Origin of the sequence: Microbacterium sp. 16-032 (assembly GCF_041079455.1) — a bacterium.
Taxonomy (GTDB): domain Bacteria; phylum Actinomycetota; class Actinomycetes; order Actinomycetales; family Microbacteriaceae; genus Microbacterium; species Microbacterium testaceum_A.
Window position 1 is genome coordinate 126,194 of sequence record NZ_JBFYGQ010000004.1, and the last position, 16,947, is coordinate 143,140.

Consider the following 16,947-nt stretch of genomic DNA (forward strand, 5'->3'; position numbering starts at 1 on the left):
CACGAGAAAGAGAAGAACACTCCTCATGAAGATCACCCTCGCGAAGCGCGGAATCCTCGGCCTCGGCGCCGTCGTGACCGCCGCTGCGCTCTCGATCGTCCCCGCCGCTGCGGCGTCGGCGGCGGTCGTCCCGACCGTGGGCTCCGCTCACCCGGTCTACCTGATCTCGGACCTCGACGGTACGCAGATCCCCGCTGGCAAGGTCCTCGGCTGGAACGACTCGGTCCTGGGCTCGCCGGACCCGAGTGACGAGGACTACAACAGCTTCTTCACCGTCCCCGCGAACAGCGGGAGCGTCCGTACGTTCATCTCGCCCCGCGGCCAGGAGGCCAACGTGGCGGCCTGGAACGCGTACGGTCCTCTCGGCCTCACCCCGAGCGGCATCCAGCTGCCCAACCTGATGCCGAGCGCCAACACCAGCACCGGAACGGGCTCGCCCTCGGGCAGCGGCGCCGTCGCCAACGCGGGCGGCGACTACTCGCTGGGTATCGCCTTCTTCAACGGCAACCAGGTCCTCGAGACGGACTTCATCTACATCTCGGTCACGGCCAACGCCAAGCCCGAACTGGCGACGTGGACCTTCGCCACGCCCGCCGCGGCCGCCACCGCCCCCTCCATCACCACGGCATCGCTCAACGCCGCGACGGTGGGTACGGCGTTCTCGCAGACGCTCACCGCCGACGGCACCGCACCCCTCACCTGGTCGGTCAAGTCGGGTGGCGCTCTGCCCGCCGGCCTCGCGCTCGACGCCTCCAGCGGCGTCGTCTCGGGCACGCCCACGACCGCGGGGGCGTACAGCGTCACGATCGTCGCGACCAACAGCGCGGGTTCGAACGAGAAGGCCTTCTCGGGCACGGTGGCGGCTCCCGCTCCGACCGCTCCGACCAAGCCCGAGGGCTCGGCCACGAACAAGGTCGACATCGCCGACCCCGCCAAGGGTGCGAAGACGGTCACGGTTCCCGCCGGTTCCGCCAACGCGAACAAGACGCTCGTCGCCTGGGCATGGTCCGACCCGACCAACCTCGGCCAGGTCACGCCCGACGCCAACGGCAACGCGACCGTCGACATCTCGTCGCTGCCCGCCGGTGAGCACACCATCGCGCTCACCGCCCCCGGTGACGCGACATTCGCGGTCCTCGCGTGGGACACGATCACCAAGGTCTCGGCCTCCGGTGACACCACCACCGACACGGTCGACGTGACCGCCGCCGTGACCGCGAGCGACCTGTGGTCGCTCAACGCCGAGGCCACGAAGGTCGACTTCGGCAGCGTCGCGCGCGACAAGACCGCCCAGGCCTCCCTCGGCAAGGTCACCGTGGTCGACGACCGCAACGTCCTCAAGGGCTGGAACCTCGACGCCGCGTGGAGCTCCTTCAAGAACTCCGCGGGTGACGAGATCCCGGCCACCGCTCTCACGCTGGCTCCCAAGGCCTACGCCGGCACGCCGCTCGTCTCGGGCGTGACCCTCGGTACCACGGGGTCGAAGATCGCATCCAGCTCGGCGGTCTCCACGCTCACCTCCGGTGCGCTGTTCGACGCCGACCTCACCTTCAAGGCTCCCAAGGACGCCCAGACCGGTGACTACACCTCGACGCTGACGCTGACGCTCACCTCCAAGTGAGCTGATCTCGGATAGACCCGCTGCACGCCGTGCGGGGAGGCCGTCACCGGTCTCCCCGCACGGTGCGTCGGCGCCCGCGCCGTGACATGTCTCGGCTCGTTCCCCATCAGGCCTCGTTCACCCCCGCGACATGCCTACGTCGCCCCCATCTGCGGAGATATACCGTGCTCTCCACGACCTCGCGGCGCCGCTTCCCGGCTCTGGGCGCCGCTCTTCTCGTCGCTGCGGCGACGATCGCCTTCCTCGTCCCCTCGGCGCCCGCGACGGCCGCCGAGGGCGATGCCACGTCCGCCGCCACCGTCGGTGTCGCGACACGTCCCGCCGGTGAGGACGGCCGCCCCGACGGCCGCTCCCGGTTCACCTTCACCGCCGACCCCGGCCAGAGCATCACCGATCGCGTGCTCGTCGGCAACACGGGCACGGAACGGCAGGACTTCACCGTCTTCGCCACCGACGCCTTCAACGGCGAAGACGGTAGCTTCTCGCTGCTCGCCTCCGCTGATGCCCCCACCTCGGTCGGCGCCTGGCTGCGTTTCGATGACGGCAGCGACCGGGTCCGGTTCTCGCTCGCGCCCGACGAAGTGCGCCTTCTCACGTTCACCATCGCGGTGCCCGCCGATGGGACGCCCGGCGATCACGTCGGCGGCCTCGTGGCATCCGTCGTCGAAAACGGGCAGCAGGTCAACGTCGACCGCCGCGTGGCGACGTCGATCTTCGCGCGCGTATCCGGGGAGCTCCAGCCGCAGCTCACAATCACCAGTTACGACGCGACCCACGAGGGCGATTGGTGGAATCCCGTGGGCGGGTCGGTGAAGGCGCGGTACACCGTCACGAACACGGGCAACGTCGCGTTGGCGGCCAACCTCACGAACGGTGCGAGCACGTGGTTCGGCATTCCCGCCACCGGTCTGCAGGGCGGCAGTATCCCCGTTCTGCTCCCCGGCAACACCTCGACCTACGAGACGACCATCGGCGGAGTCGGGCAGTGGTTCTACCTCGATGCGCGAACGGTGCTGAGTCCGTTCGTCGACTCCCCGGACATGACGCAGCAGCTCTCGGTCACGCCGGTCTCGCGCGACGCGGTCACGTTCGCTCCGCCGTGGACGCTTCTGCTCCTTCTCGCGCTCGCCGCGATCGTCTTCGTGCTCCTGCGCTGGCGTCGCCGGCGTGACGAAGCGCTCGCGCAGCAGTGGGTCGACTACATGGAGCACGCCGCCGCGTCCGACGCGAACAGCGCAGCAGACCTGCGCGTGGGCGCCCCGTGACGCCCCGTCGACGCGCGTCGCAGCGACTCGTGGTCTCTCTGGCGCTCGCGGCCGTCGCGGCGGTCGGCCTCGCCGTGCCCGCTTTCGCGTCCGACGCCGATTCGGGCACCCCGCTGACCGTGAGCATCACCGACGGATCGACGCCCTCGCCTTCGCCCTCCTCCTCGTCGACGACCGGTTCCGGCCCCGCCACGGGCACGTCGTCCGGCGGATCGTCGACGGGTGGCTCGCGCGGCACGGGTGGCTCCACCGGCGTGGGGGGATCGACGGGCACCGGAACCTCCTCGGATCCGGGGACCACGCCGGCCGGACAGACCACCCCGGCGAACGAGGTGAGCGTCGGCGGCGGGCTCTTCGTCAGTGGTTTGAACGGCAACGGGATGCCGGCCATCAATCCCGCGGACGGCACCGTGGACATGTGGTTCACCGTGCGCAATTCGTCGACGAAGCCGGTCGATGCCACGGCCGATTTCTGGATGGAGGGCACGGTCTTCTCCAACCGTCTCGATGCCCGTGACGGCGTTCCCATCACCGCTCTCCAGCCGGGGGAGACGCGGGTCGTCGCGGCGACCCTGAGCGGGGCGGGACAGTGGACGCTCGTCTCGGCCCACGTCACCTTCACCCCGCCCGAGACCGTGGACGCAGCGGCGGCGACCTCGGTCACGCGCGATGCGCTCGTGCTGGTGTTCCCGTGGGTGATCGTGCTCGCCGCGGTCGCGATCGCCTTGGCCCTCGCGATCGTGCGGGTCGTCCGCGCGGCTCTTCCGCCGGTCCCCGCGGCGGCCGCGTCATGACCCTCTTCGAGGAACGACGGACGACGGACGGGGGCGGCTCTCCCGTGTTCCCATCGGCACCCCCGCGCCCCCCGCGTCCGCCGCGCCGTCCACCGCGTCGGCGACCGGGGTACGCGCCGTTGTCTCCGATGCAGGTCTTCGTCCGTGGGACGCTGGCTTCGATCGCGGTGCTCGTCCTGGTCTTTCTGATCAACCTCCTCGTGGTGAGTCACGTGAGCCACTTCGCCTCGCAGCAGCAGCTGCGGGATACCTATCGCGCTCAGCTGGCGGAGGGCACCGCTCCCGTAAGTGAGGGCGACTTCGAGGACCATCTGCTCGTCGACGGCGCGCCCGTGGCGCTGCTGTCGATCCCTCAGCTCGGCATCGACGAGGTGGTGTCCGAGGGCACGACGTCCGGCGTCCTCATGCAGGGACCCGGCCATCGTCGCGACACGGTGCTGCCCGGGCAAGCCGGCGTCAGCGTGATCATGGGGCGCACGGCCGCGTTCGGCGGCCCTTTCGCGCGCCTGCAGACCCTGCAGCCGGGCGAGACGTTCACGGTCCGTACGGGTCAGGGCGAGCAGACGTTCGAGGTCCTCGGCGTCCGATACGCCGGGGATCCGACCCCGCCTGCCCCCGTGAGGGGCGAGAGCCGGCTCATCCTCATGGCCGCCCGCGGCGCGCCCTACCTGCCGACGGGCGTCGCGTACGTGGATGCCCGGAGCACCGGCGACGCACAGCCCACGGGAGCTCGTCAGACCACGTCGATGGCTCTCCCGCCGCAGGCGAAGCCGATGGCGACGGACATGACGACGGTGTGGGCGCTGGTCTTCGCGCTGCAGTTCCTCGTCGTGGCCGAATTGCTCGCCGTGTGGGCGTATCGGCGTGTGGGCTGGCAGAAGACGTGGGTCGTCTTCACCCCCGTCCTTCTGCTGGCGAGCGTCTTCGTCTCGGACCAGCTCATCCGTCTTCTTCCCAACCTCCTCTGACCGGAGAACCCGAATGTGCCCCATCATCGATCCCGAGCCTCGTGACCAGCACGGTCCCGGAGGCGATCCCTCGTCCTCCGCGCCCGATGTCGCGGACGGCTCCGCGGACTCTTTCCGCACGGACGTGCTGAGCCTCGAGCACCACACGCCGGACCCGTTCATGACCGATGTGGTCTCGGCGGACGAGCTCGACCTGCTCACGCAGACGACCATGGGGGCGGTGCCGACCACGGTCGTCCTTCCGCCCGAGGGTTCGGTCGCCTCCCAGGCGCGCCGCGCACGACGCACGACGCGTCTGTTCGGTCGATCGGTCGCCGCGGGCGCCGACGAGGTCACCGACGTGATCTCGCCGGACGCCGGTGCGTACCCCTCGTTCGCCCCGCCGATGTCGCCCGTTGCCGCCCCCGTGGGTGCGGCTCCGACCACGTCGGCGGGATACACCGTGTCGTCCGCGTCGGTCCGAGCCTCCGCCGTCTCGCTCCTGGGGGGCGCATCGGCCACCCCGGAGCGCCTCGCCGAGGCGGAGCGCCTGGTCGCCGAGGCGGCGGCGCGGCCCCCGTTGTCGGAGCTCGATGCGCGGTCGATCTCGGCCTGGTTCGGCGATCATCAGGTCCTCCTCGACGTGTCCCTCACGATGCCCGCGGGGCAGGTGACCGCGCTCATCGGTCCCTCGGGCTGTGGCAAGTCGACCTTCCTGCGCATCCTCAATCGCATGCACGAACTGGTGCCCTCGGCCGCCCTCGCCGGCGAGGTGCTGTTGGACGGCGACGACATCTACGACCCCGGTCACCGGTTGATCGATGCGCGCAAGCACATCGGCATGGTCTTCCAGAAGCCGAACCCCTTCCCGGCGATGTCCATCTACGACAACGTCATCGCGGGGCTGAAGCTCACGGGTCGCCGTGCCGGGCGGGACGAGAAGGATCACCTCGTCGAGACGTCGCTGCAGAGCGCGGGGCTGTGGAAGGAGGTCAAGGACCGCCTGCGCGCACCGGGTGGGGGACTGTCCGGCGGGCAGCAACAGCGTCTCTGCATCGCTCGATCACTCGCGATCCGCCCCAAGATCCTGCTCATGGACGAGCCCTGTTCGGCGCTCGACCCCACCTCGACCCGCGTGATCGAGGAGACGATGGGCGAACTCCAGAAAGAGCTGACGATCGTCATCGTCACGCACAACATGCAGCAGGCGCAGCGTGTCTCGCAGCAGTGCGCCTTCTTCCTCGCCTCTCAGGGCCAGCCCGGCCACATCGTGGAGCACGGCGACACCGCGGCGATGTTCGACTCGCCGATCGATCCGCGCACTTACGACTACGTCAACGGACGCTTCGGATAGGACGCGGCGTATGACCCTTTTCGATGAGCGGACCGAGGTCTTACCTCCCGTGCGGACGCCGGAGGCTTCCGAGCAGGGTCGTCCCGGTCTGGGGATTCGTGTGGCGGTTCTCGCCGTCGTCCTCGTCGTCCTGGCGACGACCGCCTTCGCGACGGCGGAAGGGCTCGTTCGCTCCGAGCGGGAGCGGGCAATCGTCGCCGAGGCGAGGACCATGTTCGCCCTTCCCGAGAGTCAACGCATCGAGGTCGACATCCCCGGTTCCGTGCTCCTTCAGGAACTCGCCGGACGCTTCGACAGTGTCGGACTCACGGTCCGCAGCTTCGCCGTCGGGTCGGCCAACTCCGACTTCATGATGACTCTCGAAGGACTCGAGGACACCGACGGCACCTGGAGGGCCGACCACCTCTCCGGTGCGGTGACGCTCTCCGCCGCGCAGGCGACGGCGCTCCTGGTCCCGCCCGAGGCGCAGGGTGCGATGCGGGTCGATTTCTCCGGCGGTGACATGGTCGTCGGCGCGTCCGTCCCCGGTGGAGCTCCTCCGCAATCGGTGAGCCTCGCGATGACGCCGCACTTCGACAAGGGGCGGTTCAGCATGGGGATCACCTCGGTCACGGCGGGTGGCGAAACGATGTCCGCCGCAGAGATGGGGGCGAAGACGGGTGTCGATCTCGCCGCCCTGCAACCCGCTCCCGTGTGTCTTGCCGAGGCGCTGCCCCGCTTTGTCCGCGTGCGCGACGTCGGCGTCACCGACCAGAGGTTCCGTATCGACGTCGACGTCGACCTGCCCGCGGTCGAGACCGCGACGGGGAGCGAACCCGGCTCCTGTCCCTAAGAACCCCGGATGCCACGGCCCGGTGCCCGCGCGATGCGGGGGCCGTGGCATCCCGGCCCTCGTCCGTGACTACCGCCGTGCTCGTGCCCGCACGCGTGTGACGCCCGACAGCGTCGCGCGCACCGGCTGGCCCAGGTAGATGCCGAGCGAGGCGCCCACCGCTAGGGCGATGCCGATGGTCGCGGCCCCGGCGAGCGTGGTCACTCCGGTCATGAGCACGGTGGGGTCGTCGCCCGACTCGACGATTCCGAGCAGGCCGCGGAACACCGCCGCACCGGGCACGAGGGGCAGGATCGCGGCGGTCGTGATCGCGACCGAGGGCACGTGCAACCGGTAGGCGACGACGATGCCCGCGAAGCTTCCGACGAATGCGCCGACGCCGCTGGCGGCGGCGACCTCGAAGCCGAGGCCCGAGGCGGCGACGTACCCCGCCCAGGCGACGAGGCTGAGAGCGGCGCTGACGACGACGATGCGCGCGCCGGCGCCGTTGTATACGGCGACGGCGATCGCGATGACGGCCGCGCCGACGAACTGCACGCTGACCGGGCCGAGGGGGAGGGCGTTCGAGGGTGGGGACATGCCGATGCCGATCACGCGCACCGTCTCGAGCCCGGCGAGGATGCCGAGGACGACGCCGAGGGTCTGCGTCGTGAGCTCGAGGATTCGTCCGGTCGCCGTCAGGGCGAAGCCGTCGATGGCATCCTGAGCCGCGCCCACCACGGTGAGTCCGGCGAGCATCAGGACGATTCCGGATGCCACGATCACCGACGGCCGGATCGCCGCGGCCGCGTCGAGGCCCGTGTAGCGCAGCAACGGGGATAGGGCAGCGAAGACGGTCAAGACGAACCCGCCCGCGATCTGCGCGAAGAAGTACGGCACGCGCGCCCGCGCCATCACGTATTGCGTCGACGCCGCGAGGGCCGCGGCGATGAACGACAGCACCAGGGCGAGCCAGTTTGCGCCGAACATGATCGCGACCCCGGCCGCGAGGGACGCCTGCGAGGCGATCACGATCGCGGGGCGATAGCGGAACGGCAGTCGGCGGATGGCGCGGCAGCGCACGACCGCGTCGTCGAGCCCGAGACCGCCGGTGATCTCCTGCACCAGAGCCTGCAGACGCTGCAGCTTCGCGTGGTCGGGCACCGAACCGCGCACCACCCGCAGCAGGGTGATCGGGTGGGTCGCGCCGGGGCGGCTGTGGGCGATCGTGATCGAGTTGTAGGTGACGTCGACGTGCACCGGATCGAGCCCGTAGGCCGCGCATACCCGCACGATCGTGAGGGTCACCTCGTTGGCGGGAGCGCCGACGACGAGCATGGTCTCGCCGATGCGGATGGCGAGGTCGAGGATGCGCGTCGAGAGCGCCTCGTCGATGACCGGGATCATCGTCGTGTCGGGCGACGAGGCCTCGTCCACGTGCACCAGACGGCGCAGGGACGACAGCAGTCGCCGCGGGGTGGGGGACAACCGCGGGCCTCCAGGGAACGGGGGAGTGGGAGCGCTCGATCCTATCGACGGGCCCTGCGGTTTCGCCGGGCGTCGGCGCATGACAGAGGCGGTATGCACCCGCCTCTAGGATGATCCTCGGGCGCGGCACGAGCGCCCCGTCGTGGCATCCCGACGCACGACCCCTCCGGGAGTTCTCCTCATGGCTCTGATCGTCCAGAAGTACGGCGGCTCGTCCGTCGCCGACGCCGAGAGCATCAAGCGGGTCGCCAAGCGCATCGTCGACACGCGTCGCGCCGGCCACGAGGTCGTCGTCGCGGTCAGCGCTATGGGCGACACAACCGACGAGCTGCTCGACCTCGCGGGCCAGGTCGCCCCGATCCCCGCGCCGCGCGAGCTCGACATGCTGCTGTCCAGCGGAGAGCGCATCTCGATGGCCCTGCTGGCCATGGCCATCCACTCGATGGGCTTCGAGGCCCGTTCGTTCACCGGTAGCCAGGCGGGGATGATCACGGATGCCACGCACGGCGCCGCCCGTATCGTCGACGTCACGCCCGTCCGACTCCGCGAGGCGCTCGACGAGGGGGCGATCGTCATCGTCGCCGGGTTCCAGGGATTCAACCGCGACACCCGCGACATCACCACGCTCGGTCGCGGCGGATCAGACACGACTGCCGTCGCGCTCGCCGCGGCGCTCAAGGCCGATGTCTGCGAGATCTACAGCGACGTCGACGGCATCTTCACCGCCGACCCCCGCGTCGTGCCTCTCGCGCGCAAGCTCGACCGCGTCGGCAGCGAAGAGATGCTCGAGCTCGCCGCCAACGGCGCGAAGGTCCTCTACATCCGCGCGGTCGAGTACGCGCGGCGCCACGGCGTGCTGATCCACGCGCGGTCCACGTTCAGCTCGAACGAGGGCACCTGGGTGCTCGACGCCTCGAAGACCTCCGCACTCGTCCCCGAAAGAGGAGCCATGGAAGAGCCCATCGTCGCCGGCGTCGCCACCGACCTCAGCCAGGCCAAGATCACCGTCATCGGCGTACCCGACGTGCCCGGCAAGGCCGCCGACATCTTCAAGATCGTCGCGAAGTCCGGCGCCAACGTCGACATGATCGTGCAGAACGTGTCGGCAGCCGCCACCAGCCGCACCGACATCTCGTTCACCCTGCCCAAGACCGACGCCACCACGGCGCTCAAGGCGCTCGCCGGTGAGCAGGCCGAGGTCGGCTTCGAGAGCCTCGTCCACGACGACCAGATCGGAAAGCTCTCGGTCGTCGGCGCCGGTATGCGCACGCACTCGGGCGTCTCGGCGACGCTGTTCGAAGCGCTGAGCCTGGCGGGCGTCAACATCGAGATGATCTCGACGTCCGAGATCCGCATCTCGGTCGTGGTGCGCGGCGTCGACCTCGCGGAGGCCGCCCGTCTCGTGCACACCGCGTACGGTCTCGACGGCGACGCCGAGGCCACGGTCCACGCCGGCACCGGTCGCTGACCGGGCTCGCGCCCCGCGGCGCCGCACGAAACTCCTGAGTCTCGCCGGCTACGCCGCGCCACACCCACGCGATTCCGCCATCGTGCGGCGGATTCGCGACGGATTCTCGGGAGTTCGGACCGCTCTCGACGAACCCATCCCACCGCTCGCGCTACCCTGACCCGAACGCCGCCGTCGCGGCATCCATCACCCGAATCCCAGAGGTATCCCGCATGACCCGCATCTCCGATTCCGGAATCTCCCTCGCAGTCGTCGGCGCCACCGGCCAGGTCGGCACCGTCATGCTCGAGATCCTCGCCGAGCGTTCGTTCCCCATTCGCGAGCTGCGTCTGTTCGCCACCGCTCGCTCCGCCGGCACCTCGATCGATTTCGGCGGCCACTCCGTCGTCGTCGAAGACGTCGCCACGGCCGACCCGGCAGGGGTCGAGGTCGCGCTCTTCTCCGCCGGCGCCACCGGTTCGCGCGCCCATGCCCCCCGCTTCGCCGAGGCGGGCGCGCTCGTCATCGACAACTCCAGCGCCTGGCGCATGGACCCCGAGGTGCCCCTGGTCGTCAGCGAGGTCAACCCGCACGCGATCGACGAGGCCGTCAAGGGCATCGTCGCCAACCCCAACTGCACGACCATGGCCGCCATGCCGGTGCTGAAGGTCCTCGACACCGAGGCGGGCCTCGAGCGCCTGATCGTCAGCACGTACCAGGCCGTCTCGGGCTCCGGTCTCGCCGGCGCCCAGGAGCTGCTCGGTCAGGTCGAGGGCGTCCTCGCCCAGGGAGAGGTCGAGCGTCTGGTCCGCGATGGTTCGGCCCTCGACTTCCCGACCCCCGAGAAGTACGTGGCCCCCATCGCCTTCGATGTCATCCCGTTCGCCGGCAATCTCGTCGACGACGGCCTCAACGAGACCGACGAAGAGAAGAAGCTGCGCAACGAGAGCCGCAAGATCCTCGAGCTGCCCGAGCTTCGCGTCGCCGGCACGTGCGTGCGCGTCCCCGTCTTCACGGGCCACTCGCTGAGCATCAACGCCGAGTTCGCCCGCGACCTCTCGCCCGAGCGTGCGCGCGAGCTCCTCGCCGATGCCCCCGGCGTGCGCCTCGAAGAGGTGCCGACGCCTCTGCAGGCCGCGGGCACCGACCCCAGCTACGTTGGCCGCATCCGCGCCGACCAGTCTGCTCCCGAGGGCAAGGGCCTCGCGCTCTTCATCAGCAACGACAACCTCCGCAAGGGTGCCGCGCTCAACGCCGTGCAGATCGCCGAGATCGTCGCGCAGAAGCGGCTCGCCAACGCCTGAGACACGGCATCCGGATGCCGCGTGCGAGGTGTCTCGACATCGAACCGACGGTTCTCTCGATGTCGAGACACCTCTCGGCTCGCACCTAGAATCGACGGGTGACTGAAAACGTCGACGTTCTCCTCATCGGTGGCGGCATCATGTCCGCCACTCTCGGAACTCTGCTGAAAGACCTCCAGCCCGATCTCAAGATCGCCGTGCTCGAGCGTCTGAGCGACGTCGCGCAAGAGAGCTCGAACGCGTGGAACAACGCGGGCACGGGGCACGCGGCCCTGTGCGAGCTGAACTACACGCCCGAGGGCAAGGACGGCTCGATCGATCCCGCCAAGGCGGTCACGATCAACGAGCAGTTCCAGCAGAGCCGGCAGCTGTGGGCCTCGCTCGTGGCCGAGGGCGTGCTCGACGAGCCCTCGACGTTCATCAACGCCACGCCGCACATGACCTTCGTCCACGGCGAGAAGGACGTCGCCTTCCTTCGCAAGCGTTACGAGGTGCTCACACAGCAGCCGCTGTTCGCCGGCATCGAGTACAGCGAGGATTCGCGCGTCATCAACCAGTGGGCCCCGCTGCTCATGCAGAAGCGCCGCAAGGGCGAGCCCTTCGCGGCCACCCGCGTGCCCGCCGGCACCGATGTCGACTTCGGCTCGCTCACCCGTCAGCTGTTCGCGAACCTCCGCGAGAAGGGCGTCGAGGTCGCCACGAACCACGACGTCAAGAAGCTCAAGAAGAAGAAGGACGGCACGTGGGAGGTCTCGTACCGCCACGTGATCGGGGGAACGCCCGGCTCGATCAACGCGAAGTTCGTCTTCGTCGGTGCGGGCGGCTGGGCTCTCAAGCTCCTCCAGCGCTCCGGCATCCCCGAGATCAAGGGGTACGGCGTCTTCCCGATCGGCGGGCAGTGGCTCAAGACCTCGAACCCCGACATCGTCTCGAAGCACCGCGCGAAGGTGTACTCGCAGGCCTCGGTGGGGGCGCCCCCCATGTCGGTGCCGCACCTCGACACGCGCGTGATCGACGGGGAGTCGTCGCTGCTGTTCGGCCCGTTCGCGACGTTCAGCCCCAAGTTCCTCAAGAACGGCTCGATGCTCGACATCGTCACCCAGGTGCGACCGCACAACATCGGCCCGATGCTGAAGGTCGCCGTCGACAACCCGAGCCTGATCAAGTACCTCGTCAGCGAGCTGTTGAAGACCCACTCCAAGAAGGTCGACAGCCTCCGCGACTTCATGCCGACCGCCAAGGACGAGGACTGGGAGCTGCTCGACGCCGGTCAGCGCGCGCAGGTGATGAAGCGCGATAAGGACAAGGGCGGCGTGCTGCAGTTCGGCACCGAGGTGGTCACCTCGGCCGACCACTCCATCGCCGGTCTCCTCGGCGCCTCGCCGGGAGCTTCGACCGCCGTCTCGATCATGCTCGGCTTGATCAAGACCTGCTTCCCCGAGCGCATGCCCGCCTGGGAGCCGCGCCTGCGCGACCTCATCCCCAGCTACGGCGAGACGCTGAACACGAATCCCGACGCGGCCCGCAGAGAGCTGGATGCCACGGCCCACGCGCTCGCGATCAACCCCTGAGGTCCGCGTGGCGAAGCTGTACTTCCGCTACGGAGCGATGAACTCGGGCAAGTCCACGGCCCTGCTGCAGGCGGCGTACAACTACGAGGAGCGCGGACAGCGGGTTCTGCTGGCCAAGCCCGAGATCGACACCAAGGGCGCCGACCAGATCGACAGCCGGCTGGGCGTGAAGCGTGCGGTCGACTTCCTCGTCGCCCCCGGCGATGATCTGCGCGAGGTGTTCCACAGCGCGGCGGGGCACGCGCCGGTGGCCTGCCTGCTCGTCGACGAGGCGCAGTTCTTCACCCCGACCCAGGTCGACGACCTGTTGCGGATCGCGGTGCTCGACGGCATCCCCGTTCTCGCCTACGGGATCCGCACCGACTTCCGCACCGAGGCTTTTCCGGGATCGGCGCGCCTGATGGAGTTGGCCCACAGCCTCGAAGAGCTCAAGACGATCTGCCGCTGCGGACGCAAGGCGATCTTCAACGCGCGCCTGGTCGGCGGTCGGTTCGTCTTCGATGGTGACCAGGTCGCGATCGACGAGGGGCAGATCGAGGGTGAAGTCACCTACGAGTCGATGTGCGCCGCGTGCTATCTGCGAGAATCCGGCGGTCGGCTCGACGGGCGCTGAGGCCCTCCGAGCGATCAGCGCCGTCGCTCCCGAGCGATAGCCTGGAACCATGCGCGTACTCCTGGCCGGCGGAGCCGGTTACATCGGAACTCACACGGCGGTGGCTCTTCTCGAAGCCGGGCACGATGTCGTCCTCCTCGACGACCTGTCGGGAACGCACGCCGTCGCCGCCGAGCGGGTCGAGAAGATCACCGGCAAGCCCGCGCCCCTCATCGTGGGCGATGCGGCCGACGAGGCCGTCGTGGCCTCCGCCTTCGACGAGCACGGTCCGATCGACGCGATCATCCACCTGGCGGCGTTCAAGGCCGTCGGCGAATCGACGCAGAAGCCGCTGGAGTACTACTCCAACAACCTCGACACGACCTTCGCCCTGCTGCGGGTGGGCATCGCCCGCGGCATCCGGAGCTTCGTCTTCTCGAGCACCGGCACGGTGTACTCCGACCCGGCCGATCTCCCCTTCACCGAGGAGTCGACGACGAGCATCGACCTCTCCAACGCCTACAGCAAGTCGAAGCGCATGAACGAGGTCGTGCTCGCCGACGTCGCCCGCGTGAACCCCGAGCTGAACGTCACCGTGCTGCGCTACTTCAACCCCGTCGGCGCGCACCCCTCGGGTCTGATCGGCGAAGACCCCGCCGGCATCCCGAACAACCTCATGCCCTTCGTCTCGCGCGTCGCGATCGGCACGCTCGACGAGATCGGTGTCTTCGGGGCCGACTACGACACCCCCGACGGGACGGGCCTGCGCGACTACATCCACGTCGTCGACCTCGCCGAGGGGCACGTCGCCGCCCTCGAGCAGGCGCAGCCCGGGCACCAGGTGTTCAACCTCGGCACCGGTCGCCCCGTGAGCGTGCTCGAACTGGTCGCGTCGTTCGAGAAGGCCGTCGGGCGCGAACTGCCCAAGAAGATCCTCGACCGTCGCCCCGGCGACGTCGCCGCCACGTACTGCGATCCCTCGAAGGCCGGGGAGGTCCTGGGGTGGCGCACGCGTCTCGGGATCGACGACGCGTGCCGCGATTACTGGAACTGGCAGACGACAAACCCGGCGGGATACCGCACGACCGCCGACGCCTGACGATCCGCGCATAGGGTGGTGTGGTCGGGCCACATCGCAGCGCCCGCGAGGACGGGGGATGCCATGCCGAACTCCGCCCCCCGCGCCTGGCAGGTGGTCCTCGAGCGCATCGAGAGCGACCTGCGCGATGGGCGACTGGCCCCCGGCGACCGGTTGACGCCGGAACGCGAACTCGCCACACAGCTCGGGGTGGGTCGCTCGAGCGTCCGCGAAGCGGTGCGGGTGCTCGAGGTGCTCGGGGTCGTCCGCACGGCGACCGGCTCCGGCCCCACCGCCGGCGCGATCATCGTCACGACTCCGCGGGGCGGCCTCGCCGCCTTCCTCCGGCTTCAGGTCGCGGCGAACGGTTTCCCCCTCACCGACGTCGTTCGCACGCGCATCGTTCTCGAGTGCGATGTCGCCGAGCGGTTGGCCGAGGATGACGTCGACCTCGCCGAGGTGGTCGGCATCCTGGATGCGATGGATGCCGACGACCTCGCGCCCGACGAGTTCCTCGCCCTCGACGCGCGCTTCCACCAGGCTCTCTCCGAGGCGTCGGGCAATGCGGTGATCTCGGCGATGATGGCGGGGCTGCGCAGTTCGATCGAGGCGTACACGCGCGCGGGGGCGGCCCGCCTCGACGCGTGGCAGGTCGTGGCCGAGCGGCTGCGCTCGGAGCACCGGCGCATCGTCGCGGCGATGTCGGCAGGCGACGCTGCGGCGGCCCGTGAGGCCGTGCGGGCGCACATTACCGACTACTACACCGAAGTGGCGCAGGCGCTGAGTCCGGCCGACGCGGCAGAACCGGCTGTCGCCGACGCTGCTCGCGCCGCGCTGCGGTCCGTCCCGTCCGCGTGAGAGGAACCCCATGAGCGATCGACCCGCGCGCCCGCCGCGCCCCCAGCACGTCCTCCACGTCGTGGGGACCGAGCGACTCACCCCGCATCTCGTTCGGGTGCGCGCACGCGGGCACGACCTGGCGGCGTTCCGCGAGAGCCCGCACACCGACACCTACGTCAAGATCACCTTCGCCAAGCCCGAGCTCGATCTCGAGCCGCCGTATGACCTCACGGCACTGCGCGAGACCCTGGCGCCCGAGGATCTGCCCGTGACCCGCACGTACACCGTCCGTGCGGTCGAGGGAGATGAGCTCGTCATCGACTTCGTCGTGCACGGTGACGAGGGGCTCGCGGGACCGTGGGCTGCGCGCGCGCAGCCGGGCGACCGTCTCGTGGTCTCGTCGCCGGGCGGAGGCTACGCGCCCGACCCGTCGGCGGATTGGCACCTGTTCATCGGCGACGAGTCGGCGATCCCCGCGATCGCCGCGGCTCTCGAGACTCTGTCGCCGGATGCCGTGGGCGCCGCCTTCGTCGAGGTGCAGGCCGCGGACGAGCAGCTCGCGCTGACGGCTCCCGCCGGGGTCGCGATCGCGTGGGTCCACCGTGGCGGGGCGACGGCGGGCGTGACGAACGTGCTGTCGGATGCCGTGGCGTCATGGCATCCGCTTCCCGGACGAGGACACGTGTTCGCCCACGGGGAGCGCGAGGCGATGAAGCGGATGCGCGATCTCGTCTTCGCGCGGTGGGGACTCGGGCGCGAGCAGGTGTCGCTGTCGGGGTACTGGGCGTACGGGCGCACCGAGGACCGGTTCCAGGCGGAGAAGCGCGAGCCGATCGGTCAGATCTTCTGACGGCTCGCGCTCCGCAGGTTCACTCCGCGGTTCGTGCGGGCAGCGTCGGGATGAGCTTCTCGAGGAACGCGGCGGTGTCTTCCCACCCGTGCACGGCCTGGCATTCGACGCCCATCGCGAGGACGGGGTAGTCGTTGCCGTCGGGGTCGAGGCGGTCGCCGACGAAGAGCATGTCGTCGAGGGGGATTCCGGTCGCCTCGACGAGCTTGTTCATGCCGTAGGCCTTGTCGATGCCGCGGTGAGTGATGTCGACCGAGGTGGAGCCGCCGGAGCGGACCTCGAGGTCGGGGATACGGGAGGCGACGGCCTCGCGCAGGCTGTTCTTCTTCTCGCCGGTGGGGTCCCAGGCCATCTTCGCCTCGAGGGGCGCCGACTGTCCGAGGGCCGAGAACGTGATCTGCGAGCCACGGTCCTCGAGGATGTCACCCCACGGATCCGCCTCCCAGAGGCCGAGGCGCTCCGCCTCTTCGCGAACGGCGGTGAGCGCGCGCTGCTTCTCGTCATCGGTGAGCGAGTGGGCGTACACGGTCTCGACGCCGGCGGGCGTGAGGAGGTAGTACTGGGTGCCGCAGGTGGGCATCAGGTGGAAGTGCGCGAGCAGCTCGGGGGAGGCCTGGGGCAGACGCTCGACCACCTGGCTGCGGAACTGCTGGAGCTGTCCACCCGAGATGATCGCCACTTCGACCTTGTCGGCGAGAGCGAGCAGCAGGTCGCCGATGCGGGGATCGATCGCCGACTTCGAAGGGGCGAGGGTGTCGTCGAGGTCGAAGGCGACGAGGCGGGGCGAGGCGTCGGACACGGTGCTCCTGAGCAGTGAGAGGTCGTCGCACGGAGGTGTCGCGTGCGGGCGGAGGGCGGCGTGGTGGGACGCCATACAGGGGTCAATTCTACTGGGGGTTCCCCCCAGCCTCGTCTCCGGTGGCCCGGGACGGGGATTGCCGTGAACGGCTCGCGCAAAGGTGCGAGAGACGCCGGTCGAGACAGG

Annotated in this window: 15 protein-coding genes; 13 read left to right on the top strand and 2 right to left on the bottom strand. The window is 69.7% G+C overall.

The window, feature by feature from the left end; translation table 11 throughout:
- The first annotated feature begins 25 nt into the window (after positions 1-25).
- From AB6V31_RS09255 to AB6V31_RS09280, 6 genes are all read left to right on the top strand, one after another.
- The gene (locus AB6V31_RS09255; RefSeq protein WP_369365228.1) at positions 26-1,621 is read left to right on the top strand and encodes an Ig domain-containing protein; all 1,596 of its coding nucleotides are present in this window, start codon (positions 26-28) and stop codon (positions 1,619-1,621) included.
- A gap of 164 nt (positions 1,622-1,785) precedes the next feature.
- A complete protein-coding gene (locus AB6V31_RS09260) occupies positions 1,786-2,886 on the top strand; it encodes a hypothetical protein (RefSeq protein ID WP_268104471.1) in 1,101 nt (366 codons plus the stop codon).
- Entirely contained in the window at positions 2,883-3,680 is a 798-nt protein-coding gene (locus AB6V31_RS09265; protein ID WP_074695705.1) for a hypothetical protein, read from the top strand. Before AB6V31_RS09260 ends, AB6V31_RS09265 begins: the two co-directional genes overlap by 4 nt.
- A gap of 128 nt (positions 3,681-3,808) precedes the next feature.
- Complete coding sequence (locus AB6V31_RS09270) at positions 3,809-4,648, top strand: sortase (protein WP_074695707.1); 840 nt, start codon at positions 3,809-3,811, stop codon at positions 4,646-4,648.
- A gap of 583 nt (positions 4,649-5,231) precedes the next feature.
- Positions 5,232-5,981, top strand: a complete 750-nt coding sequence (locus tag AB6V31_RS09275; protein WP_305367419.1) for a phosphate ABC transporter ATP-binding protein — start codon at positions 5,232-5,234, stop codon at positions 5,979-5,981.
- A gap of 10 nt (positions 5,982-5,991) precedes the next feature.
- The gene (locus tag AB6V31_RS09280) at positions 5,992-6,813 is read left to right on the top strand and encodes a hypothetical protein (RefSeq protein ID WP_369365231.1); all 822 of its coding nucleotides are present in this window, start codon (positions 5,992-5,994) and stop codon (positions 6,811-6,813) included.
- A 69-nt stretch (positions 6,814-6,882) separates the two neighbouring features.
- Here AB6V31_RS09280 and AB6V31_RS09285 read toward each other — a convergent pair whose 3' ends face one another.
- Complete coding sequence (locus AB6V31_RS09285) at positions 6,883-8,280, bottom strand: threonine/serine exporter ThrE family protein (RefSeq protein WP_369365233.1); 1,398 nt, start codon at positions 8,278-8,280, stop codon at positions 6,883-6,885.
- Between the two features lie 181 nt (positions 8,281-8,461).
- On the opposite strand from AB6V31_RS09285, the gene AB6V31_RS09290 reads away from it, so the two are divergent.
- The 7 genes from AB6V31_RS09290 (at position 8,462) to AB6V31_RS09320 (ending at position 15,962) form a co-directional block, all read left to right on the top strand.
- On the top strand, positions 8,462-9,748 hold the full coding sequence (locus tag AB6V31_RS09290; RefSeq protein WP_074695711.1) for an aspartate kinase: 1,287 nt from the start codon (positions 8,462-8,464) through the stop codon (positions 9,746-9,748).
- Between the two features lie 212 nt (positions 9,749-9,960).
- Entirely contained in the window at positions 9,961-11,031 is a 1,071-nt protein-coding gene (locus AB6V31_RS09295; protein ID WP_074695712.1) for an aspartate-semialdehyde dehydrogenase, read from the top strand.
- Positions 11,032-11,129: 98 nt separating this feature from the next.
- Positions 11,130-12,602: a malate:quinone oxidoreductase gene (locus AB6V31_RS09300; protein WP_369365235.1), complete on the top strand. Its 1,473-nt coding sequence runs from the start codon at positions 11,130-11,132 to the stop codon at positions 12,600-12,602.
- A gap of 7 nt (positions 12,603-12,609) precedes the next feature.
- Positions 12,610-13,215: a thymidine kinase gene (locus AB6V31_RS09305; protein WP_268104462.1), complete on the top strand. Its 606-nt coding sequence runs from the start codon at positions 12,610-12,612 to the stop codon at positions 13,213-13,215.
- A gap of 49 nt (positions 13,216-13,264) precedes the next feature.
- On the top strand, positions 13,265-14,293 hold the full coding sequence (gene galE, locus AB6V31_RS09310) for a UDP-glucose 4-epimerase GalE (RefSeq protein WP_056229489.1): 1,029 nt from the start codon (positions 13,265-13,267) through the stop codon (positions 14,291-14,293).
- Positions 14,294-14,356: 63 nt separating this feature from the next.
- Positions 14,357-15,130 (top strand): FadR/GntR family transcriptional regulator, encoded by a 774-nt coding sequence (locus tag AB6V31_RS09315; RefSeq protein ID WP_369365236.1) that lies wholly within the window; start codon positions 14,357-14,359, stop codon positions 15,128-15,130.
- 10 nt (positions 15,131-15,140) lie between these two features.
- Positions 15,141-15,962, top strand: a complete 822-nt coding sequence (locus AB6V31_RS09320) for a siderophore-interacting protein (protein ID WP_369365237.1) — start codon at positions 15,141-15,143, stop codon at positions 15,960-15,962.
- A 19-nt stretch (positions 15,963-15,981) separates the two neighbouring features.
- Here AB6V31_RS09320 and AB6V31_RS09325 read toward each other — a convergent pair whose 3' ends face one another.
- The gene (locus AB6V31_RS09325; protein WP_369365239.1) at positions 15,982-16,761 is read right to left on the bottom strand and encodes an HAD-IIB family hydrolase; all 780 of its coding nucleotides are present in this window, start codon (positions 16,759-16,761) and stop codon (positions 15,982-15,984) included.
- Between the last annotated feature and the right edge of the window lie 186 nt (positions 16,762-16,947).

Coding starts and splice junctions, on each gene's coding strand:
- AB6V31_RS09255 (WP_369365228.1), top strand. CDS start 26: ATGAAGATCACCCTCGCGAAGCGCGGAATCCTCGGCCTCGGCGCCGTC.
- AB6V31_RS09270 (WP_074695707.1), top strand. CDS start 3,809: ATGCAGGTCTTCGTCCGTGGGACGCTGGCTTCGATCGCGGTGCTCGTC.
- AB6V31_RS09280 (WP_369365231.1), top strand. CDS start 5,992: ATGACCCTTTTCGATGAGCGGACCGAGGTCTTACCTCCCGTGCGGACG.
- AB6V31_RS09290 (WP_074695711.1), top strand. CDS start 8,462: ATGGCTCTGATCGTCCAGAAGTACGGCGGCTCGTCCGTCGCCGACGCC.
- AB6V31_RS09295 (WP_074695712.1), top strand. CDS start 9,961: ATGACCCGCATCTCCGATTCCGGAATCTCCCTCGCAGTCGTCGGCGCC.
- galE (WP_056229489.1), top strand. CDS start 13,265: ATGCGCGTACTCCTGGCCGGCGGAGCCGGTTACATCGGAACTCACACG.
- AB6V31_RS09315 (WP_369365236.1), top strand. CDS start 14,357: ATGCCGAACTCCGCCCCCCGCGCCTGGCAGGTGGTCCTCGAGCGCATC.
- AB6V31_RS09320 (WP_369365237.1), top strand. CDS start 15,141: ATGAGCGATCGACCCGCGCGCCCGCCGCGCCCCCAGCACGTCCTCCAC.